Origin of the sequence: Pseudoxanthomonas sp. GW2, from assembly GCF_000283075.1 — a bacterium.
Taxonomy (GTDB): domain Bacteria; phylum Pseudomonadota; class Gammaproteobacteria; order Xanthomonadales; family Xanthomonadaceae; genus Pseudoxanthomonas.
This window is the reverse complement of record NZ_ALIP01000069.1, coordinates 23,738-29,804: the sequence shown is the minus strand read 5'-3', so window position 1 is coordinate 29,804 and position 6,067 is coordinate 23,738. Positions and strand designations below refer to the sequence as shown.

General features: G+C 73.0%; 4 protein-coding genes. All 4 read left to right on the top strand.

The genetic code is table 11. The annotated features are described in order from the left end of the window. Nucleotides 1-67: 67 nt before the first annotated feature. Genes B351_RS0104845 through B351_RS0104830 form a run of 4 tightly spaced genes read left to right on the top strand, consistent with a single transcriptional unit; the run spans nucleotide 68 to nucleotide 6,009 of the window. Nucleotides 68-1,540, top strand: a complete 1,473-nt coding sequence (locus B351_RS0104845) for a mannitol dehydrogenase family protein (RefSeq protein WP_019397922.1) — start codon at nucleotides 68-70, stop codon at nucleotides 1,538-1,540. Between the two features lie 40 nt (nucleotides 1,541-1,580). Continuing rightward, nucleotides 1,581-2,399, top strand: a complete 819-nt coding sequence (locus B351_RS0104840; protein ID WP_019397921.1) for a fumarylacetoacetate hydrolase family protein — start codon at nucleotides 1,581-1,583, stop codon at nucleotides 2,397-2,399. Continuing rightward, nucleotides 2,396-3,994 (top strand): aldehyde dehydrogenase family protein, encoded by a 1,599-nt coding sequence (locus B351_RS0104835; protein ID WP_019397920.1) that lies wholly within the window; start codon nucleotides 2,396-2,398, stop codon nucleotides 3,992-3,994. Before B351_RS0104840 ends, B351_RS0104835 begins: the two co-directional genes overlap by 4 nt. A gap of 8 nt (nucleotides 3,995-4,002) precedes the next feature. Continuing rightward, nucleotides 4,003-6,009 carry a YjhG/YagF family D-xylonate dehydratase gene (locus B351_RS0104830; RefSeq protein ID WP_019397919.1) on the top strand — a complete coding sequence of 669 codons (2,007 nt, stop codon included), beginning with the start codon at nucleotides 4,003-4,005 and terminating at the stop codon, nucleotides 6,007-6,009. The last annotated feature ends 58 nt before the right edge of the window (nucleotides 6,010-6,067 follow it).

Genomic DNA, 6,067 nt, shown 5'->3' with positions numbered 1-6,067 from the left:
GCCCCGCCGCCCCCCTTTCCCCGCGCATGGCCCGGCCATGCGCGTTCCCCTCCCCACCGGCAAGCAGATGAGTTCCACCCACACCCCACGCCTTTCCAGCGCCGCGCTAGCGCGGCTCCCGGCCGGCATCGCCGTCCCCGCCTACGACCGCGCCGCCACCCGCATCGGCATCGTCCACTTCGGTCCCGGCGCCTTCCATCGCGCCCACCAGGCGGTGTACCTGGACGACCTGCTGGCCTTGGATCCGGCGTGGGCGATCAGCGCGGTGTCGTTGCACAGCGCCGGCGTGCGCGATGCGCTGGCGCCGCAGGACGGCCTGTACACCCTGGTGTTGCTGGGCGAACAGCCGGCGCTGCGGGTGGTCGGTTCGATCCGCGAGGTGTTGTGCGCGCCGCAGCAGCGCGAGGCGGTGGCCGCGCGCCTGGCCGATCCCGACGTGCGCCTGGTGACCCTGACCATCACCGAGAAGGGCTATTGCCTGTCCGCCGACGGCGTGGATGCCGCGCATCCGGACATCGCCCACGACCTCGCCAACCCGCAGGCGCCCGTGTCCGCCATCGGCTGGCTGGTCGAGGGCCTGCGCCTGCGCCGCGCGCGCGGCCTGCCGGCCTATACCGTGCTCAGCTGCGACAACCTGGCCGACAACGGCGGCCGCCTGCGCCGCGCGGTGTTCGATTACGCCGGTCGCGTCGATGCGGAGCTGGCGGAGTGGATCGCACGCGAGGTCGCCTTCCCGCGCTCGATGGTCGACAGCATCACCCCGGCCACCGACGACGGTGTGCGCGCGCAGGTGCAGTCCGCGCTGGGCGTGGCCGACGCCTGGCCGGTGCAGCGCGAGCCGTACACGCAGTGGGTGGTGGAGGACGATTTCCGCAACGGCCGCCCGCCGCTGGAACGCGCCGGCGTGGTGATGAGCGGCGACATCGCCGGCTACGACCGCGCCAAGCTGCGCCTGCTCAACGCCCCGCATTCGGCGCTGGCCTACCTCGGTTCGCTGATGGAGCTGGAAAGCGTGGCCGAGGCCATGCGCGATCCGGTGCTGGCGGGCTTCGTCGAGCGGCTGATGCGCCAGGACATCGTGCCTTCGCTGCAGCGGCCGGAGGGCTTCGATCCGGAGGCCTATGTTGGCGCCATCCTCGCGCGCTTCCGCAACCCGGCCATCCGCCACCTGCTGGCGCAGATCGCCTGGGACGGCTCGCAGAAGATCCCGGTGCGCCTGCTGGGCACCATCGCCGATGCGCTGGCCGCCGGCCGGCCGATCGACCGCCTGTGCCTGCCGGTGGCCGGCTGGCTGCAGTTCGTGCGCCGCCAGTCGGCCCGCGATGTGGCGATCGTCGATCCGCTGGCGGAGACGCTGGCGCAGATCGGCAAGGCATGCACGGGCGATGTTGCCCGGGACGTGAACGCGTTCCTCGCGCTGGACGGCGTGTTCGGTACGCTGGCGGGCGACGCGCGTTTCGCCGCCGCGCTGGGCGAGGCCTACGCCGCGCTCGATCCGGCCACGCCGGAAGCGGTGCGCCTGGCGCTGGCGGCAGCCTAGCCGGATCCGCTCCCCCCAACCGTCGAACAGTGGAGTGCCCATGACCGCAAGCCTTACCCGCCACGCCACCGCCGACGGCCCCCGCTGGGCCCTGGACGGCCGCTACCTGCCCGCGGGCTTCAGCCTCGCCGCCTGGCTGGCGTTGCCGGCGCCGGCGGCGCAGGCGGCGCTGCACGATGCCGCCACCGGCGAAGCCGCCGACGGCCCGCTGCTGGCGCCGATCGAGGATGCCCAGGAAGCCTGGGCCAGCGGCGTCACCTACCTCAGCAGCCGCATGGCGCGCGAGGCCGAGTCGCAAAGCGCGGACGTGTACCAGAAGGTCTACGCCGCGCCGCGTCCGGAACTGTTCTTCAAGGCCGCCGGCTGGCGTACCGTCGGCCATGGCCAGCCGATCCGGGTGCGCGGCGACAGCCACTGGAACGTGCCCGAGCCGGAACTGGTGCTGCTGCTCGACGCCGACGGCGCGATCCGCGGCTACAGCGTGGGCAACGACGTGTCCTCGCGCAGCATCGAGGGCGAGAACCCGCTGTACCTGCCGCAGGCCAAGGTCTACGACGGTTCCTGCGCGATCGGCCCGGCGCTCCGCCTGTGCCCGGCCGCGGCCATGACCGACCTGGCGATCGGCCTGCAGATCCTGCGCGGCGGCGCGGTCGCCTTCTCCGGCCAGACCCGCACCTCGCAGATCAAGCGCGGCCTGGACGAGCTGGCCGGCTACCTGTTCCGCGAACTGTCCTTCCCGTTCGGCGCCTTCCTGTTCACCGGCACCGGCATCGTGCCGGACGAATCCTTCACCCTGCAGTCCGGCGACGTGGTACGCATCGAGATCGACGGCCTGGTCCTGGAGAACCCCGTGCAATGAGCAAGTCCAACCTGCAACCCATCCTGCTCGACGGCCGCTGGGTCGCGGCCAACGCGCCCACCGGCAGCTTCCGTGCTTTCGACCCCTCGCAGAAGCTTGAGATCGACAGCCACGACTTCCCCGTCTCCGGCTGGGAAGACCTCGACGCCATGCTCGAAGCCGGCAAGCGCGCCGCGGCCGAACTGGCGCGCCTGCCCGGCGAGCGCATCGCCCAGTTCCTGGAGGCTTTCGCCGCCGGGATCGAGGCGCGCGCCGAGGCGCTGATCGAGTCCGCGCACCGCGAGACCGGCCTGCCGGTGGAGCCGCGCCTGCGCAAGGCCGAGCTGCCGCGCACCACCGGCCAGCTGCGCCAGGCCGCGCAGGCCGCGCGCGACGGCAGCTGGGCGCGGCCGACCATCGACACCGCCAACAACCTGCGCTCCATGCATGCCCCGCTCGGCGGCCCGGTGGTGGTGTTCGGCCCCAACAACTTCCCGTTCGCGTTCAACGGCGTGTCCGGCGGCGACTTCGCCGCGGCCATTGCCGCGGGCAACCCGGTGATCGCCAAGGCGCATCCGGCGCATCCGCATACCTCGCTGCTGCTGGCCCAGGCCGCGGCCGAGGCGGTGCAGGCCAGCGGCCTGCCCTCGGGCACGGTGCAGATGTTCTTCCACACCTCCAACGAGCTGGGCCTGCGCCTGGTCACCGACCCGCGCACCGCGGCCATTGCCTTCACCGGCAGCCGCCCGGCGGGCATGGCGATCAAGGCCGCGGCCGATGCCGCGGGCAAGCCGGCCTACCTGGAGATGTCCTCGGTCAACCCGGTGTTCATCCTCGCCGGCGCCCTGCGCGAGCGCGGTGCGGCGATCGCCGCCGAACTGGCCAGCTCCTGCGCCATGGGTGCCGGCCAGTTCTGCACCCGCCCGGGCATCGCCGTGCTGCCGCCGGGCGAGCACACCGACGCCTTCGTCCAGGAACTGCAGCGGCTGACCGCGGCCACGCCGGCCGGCGTGCTGCTGACCCCGCGCGCGCCGGAAGCCGTGGCCGAGGCGGTGGCCGCGCTGCGCGCCGCCGGCGCCGAACTGCTGGCCGGCGGCGGCATCGCCGAGGAAGCGGCCGGCTACGCCTTCCAGCCGACCCTGCTGCGGGTATCCGGCAAGCGCTTCCTCGAGGCGCCGCACGAGCTGCAGAACGAGGCCTTCGGCCAGGTCTGCCTGCTGGTGCTGGCCGAGTCGGAAGAGCAGATGCTGCAGGTCGCGCATGCGCTGGAGGGCAACCTGACCGGTACCATCTACAGCGACACCGCCGGCTCGGACGATGCGCAGTACGACGTGATCGCGCCGGTGCTGCGCACCCGCGTCGGCCGCCTGATCAACGACCGCATGCCCACCGGCGTGGCGGTGTCGCCGGCGCAGAACCACGGCGGCCCGTATCCGGCCACCGGCCACCCGGCGTTCACCGCGGTCGGCATCCCGGCCTCGCTGCTGCGCTTCTCCGCGTTGCACAGCTACGACAACGTGCGCCCGCACCGGCTGCCGCCGGCGCTGCGCGATGCCAATCCCACCGGCACCCTGTGGCGCCTGGTGGATGGCAAGTGGACCACCGCCGACGCATGAGGTGAACGATGCAGGCTGATGCCCTCGACGCGATCCTCGGCGACGGAACCGCCCTGGCGGAAACCCGTACCTCCGGCGAGGGTCCGCCCGGGCGCCTGCCGATCGACGATACGATGCTGCGCCAGGCGCCCAGCGGGCACCTGTTCGGCATGACCCAGAATGCCGGCATGGGCTGGCGCGCCAGCGAGATCGCGCGCGATCCGTACCTGATCGTCAGCACCCAGGGTGGCCTGCGTGCCGGGGACGGCCAGCCGGTCGCACTCGGCCTGCATACCGGCCACTGGGAGATCGACCGCCTGGTGCGCGCCGCCGCGGAAACGTTCGCCGGCCACGGCGGCCTGCCGTTCTCGGTGATGTGCTCGGATCCGTGCGATGGCCGCACCCAGGGCACGACCGGCATGTTCGACAGCCTGCCGTACCGCAACGACGCGGCGATGACCATGCGCCGCCTGGTGCGCTCGCTGCCCACGCGCCGCGGCGTGCTGGGCATCGCCACCTGCGACAAGGGCCTGCCGGCAATGATGCTGGCCCTGGCCGGCTGCGGCGACCTGCCCGGCGTGATCGTGCCCGGCGGCGTGACCCTGCCGGCGCGCGGCGCCGAGGACACGGCCAAGGTGCAGACCATCGGCGCGCGCTATGCGCATGGCCTGATCGACCTCGAACACGCCGCGGCCATGGGCTGCCGCGCCTGCGGCTCGCCGGGTGGCGGCTGCCAGTTCCTCGGTACCGCCGCGACCTCGCAGGTGATCGCCGAGGCGCTGGGCATCGCCCTGCCGCACAGCGCACTGGCGCCTTCCGGCGAGCCGGTATGGCTGGACATGGCGCGGCGCTCGGCGCTGGCCCTGGTGCGGCTGGCCCAGGCCGGCACGCCGCTGTCGGCCATCCTCACCCGCAAGGCGGTGGAGAACGCGCTGCTGGTGCATGCGGCCTTCGGCGGGTCCACCAACCTGCTGCTGCACGTGCCGGCGATCGCGCGTGCCGCCGGACTTGCCGCGCCGACGGTGGCCGACTGGACCGCCGCCAACCGCGCCACCCCGCGCCTGGTCGACGCCCTGCCCAACGGCCCGCGCCACCATCCCACGGTGCAGGTGTTCATGGCCGGCGGCGTGCCCGAGGTGATGCTGCACCTGCGCGACATGGGACTGCTGCACCTGGACATCCCCACGGTCAGCGGCCGCACCGTCGGCGAGAACCTGGAATGGTGGGAGCACAGCCAGGCACGCCGCATCGCGCGGCAGCGGCTGCGCGAGCTGGATGGCGTCGATCCCGGCAACGTGATCATGGGCCCGGATGCGGCCCGCGCCGCCGGGTTGACATCTGCACTGGTGTTCCCGGTCGGCAACCTCGCGCCGGATGGCTCGGTGATCAAGGCCACCTCGATCGATCCTTCCGTGGTCGACGCGGACAACGTCTACCGCCACACCGGCAGGGCGCGGGTGTTCGCCAGCGAGCACGAGGCCATCGCCGCGATCAAGGCCAGGGGCGAGGGCGCGGTGGTGGCCGGTGACGTCGTCGTGCTGGCCGGCTGCGGTCCGGCGGGTACCGGGATGGAGGAGACCTACCAGCTCACCTCCGCGCTCAAGTACCTGCCCTGGGGCAAGCACGTGCCGGTGCTGACCGATGCGCGTTTCTCCGGCGTTTCCACCGGCGCCTGCATCGGCCATGTTGGGCCGGAGGCGCTGGCCGGCGGACCGATCGGTCGCCTGCGCGATGGCGACCTGGTGCGGATCGTGATCGACCGCAACACGCTGCAGGGGAGCATCGACTTCATCGGCACCGACCAGGCGAACGCGCTGTCGCCGGAGGAAGGCGCGAAGGTGCTGGCCTCGCGCCCGGTGCATCCGGCCATCGCGCCGCATCCGAAGCTGCCGGCCGACACCCGGCTATGGGCCGCGCTGCAGGAAGCCAGCGGCGGGACCTGGGGCGGTTGCGTCTACGACGTGGACGCCATCGTCGAGACCCTGCGCGCCGGCCGCGAGGCGCTGGCGCAGCGCCGCGCGGCAACGGAGGGCTGATCCCGCGCGCCCGCACGAACCGATCGCGCCGGCCATGGCCGGACGTCGTACCACTCAC

What these genes read in the sequence shown, in the direction of transcription:
- B351_RS0104845 (WP_019397922.1), top strand. Translation starts at nt 68, where the DNA reads ATGAGTTCCACCCACACCCCACGCCTTTCCAGCGCCGCGCTAGCGCGG.
- B351_RS0104840 (WP_019397921.1), top strand. Translation starts at nt 1,581, where the DNA reads ATGACCGCAAGCCTTACCCGCCACGCCACCGCCGACGGCCCCCGCTGG.
- B351_RS0104835 (WP_019397920.1), top strand. Translation starts at nt 2,396, where the DNA reads ATGAGCAAGTCCAACCTGCAACCCATCCTGCTCGACGGCCGCTGGGTC.
- B351_RS0104830 (WP_019397919.1), top strand. Translation starts at nt 4,003, where the DNA reads ATGCAGGCTGATGCCCTCGACGCGATCCTCGGCGACGGAACCGCCCTG.